The organism is Bartonella sp. AP3QHHD, assembly GCF_042195765.1.
Lineage (GTDB): Bacteria > Pseudomonadota > Alphaproteobacteria > Rhizobiales > Rhizobiaceae > Bartonella.
On the sequence record NZ_JBHIPC010000074.1, the window covers coordinates 1 to 1521 of the forward strand.

A 1521-nucleotide genomic window follows, 5' to 3' on the forward strand; every position below is an offset into this window, starting at 1 on the left:
ACGTGGTTTTCCTAAAAGAGCGCGTGCTTTCATACAAGCCTGTAAATCAACATCTAAACCAAGAGCCGCTGCATATTTCAAGCAAATATTGATACGGTTAAGTGCTTTTCGCGCTGTGTCTGCTTTTTCATGCCAAAGGGGCGCGAGAACATTGCGAATGATATTGGCTGTTAATTTTTCTATAGGTAAATTACCTATGTGTGGAATCACGTGCAACTCTAGTGGAGAAAACCAGCGACCGTTTTTACCTTCATTTTTCAACTCTGCTTTTTTGCTTTCAAAAGCCGCTTTTGCAATTTCTTGAAAAATATTGCTTTGCTGTTTTAAAATAGTCTGTTCTCGAAAGACAATAGGATCATTGCCTTCTTTAAGAATATCACTATAATATCTTGTAAGCTCACGCGCTTCTTTTAAAGAGAGTTTCGTAACAGGACCAAGTCCCATTTCACGGCGCTTATTGTGGTGCGTATAGCGAAAAAACCAAGAGCGTGTATTGTCTTTTCGAACATTCAACCACAACCCTGCCCCGTCACAATATTTACCCTGCGGAGACGTCTTTACGAATGATGCTGATAANTGGGTCCACCTTTTAGACCACCTTTAATTTCTGATTTGAGATTTTTTCTTTAATACTTACTTTTTTTATTGAATCATAAAAAGCTATAGACATCAATACGCCCTTACACATCTTTATATACTTTGAATCTTGTTGCTAAGCCCCTGCTTGCCGCGTCTGGGCACCATACTCTTCTTTGTTATATGTAACCTATTGTTTTTACTGATGTAGCTTGCCAGCGGGTTTTGTATATTTTGCCACTAGGTTTTGTACCAATTTATTTTTTTTCAAAGAGTTTTAAAGGTGTTCTCAAAGGGTCTTCAAAGACCTTATCTAAAGGGTATTTAAAGCCTCTTTTTTTTTCTGCTCAAAATCGCAATTTTTGATGATCAATCATTGAGTTGGAATCGTATTATTTGAGAAGCAGTGTGCATAAAATGGTATGACTTCTTTTAGCATAAATTGACTGATGATTTTTCTGTATCCTAAGTACATTATTCAGGACATTATTAAAAAGAGAAGCGTTTAAGCAATTCGGTCAACTTGACAGAATTCCTTTTCAGTATGCAATTGTGCAATGTTTTCATCATTACTCCTTTAAGGAATTGGGTAAACAATACCTTATTGCTGTACTCATGCAATTGGATCAACTTGATCCTATTTCTCGTTTTAGCAATTGGGACAAGTTGTCCCTATTCCTCTAAATGCCCTTCATCACCAATCAAAGGGTAAACATTACCCTTTGATTTTCTGTCACTCAGAGGTTTCCTTTTCTCCTGCCTCTTTTCCCTTGTTTGGTGCTTCAAGTGTAATTTCTGTGGTGTATCCGCTTTGTTTTTCATAGCAGTGGGTGACAGTGGAAGCTTTCCATGGACCATTGATTTGCCCACGAAACCCTTGCAATAAAAGAGGTTGATCCGCCATGATTTCTGGGCGTCCCTCAAGGGTCAAAGAACCACTGCCCA

2 pseudogenes are annotated in these 1521 nt (G+C 38.2%); both read right to left on the reverse strand.

The features are described from left to right. Window positions 1-576 (reverse strand): annotated as a pseudogene (locus tag ACFIL7_RS04295) (tyrosine-type recombinase/integrase); the annotation flags it as partial. Between the two features lie 733 nt (window positions 577-1309). Further along, window positions 1310-1521, reverse strand: a pseudogene (locus ACFIL7_RS04300) (late control protein); the annotation flags it as partial.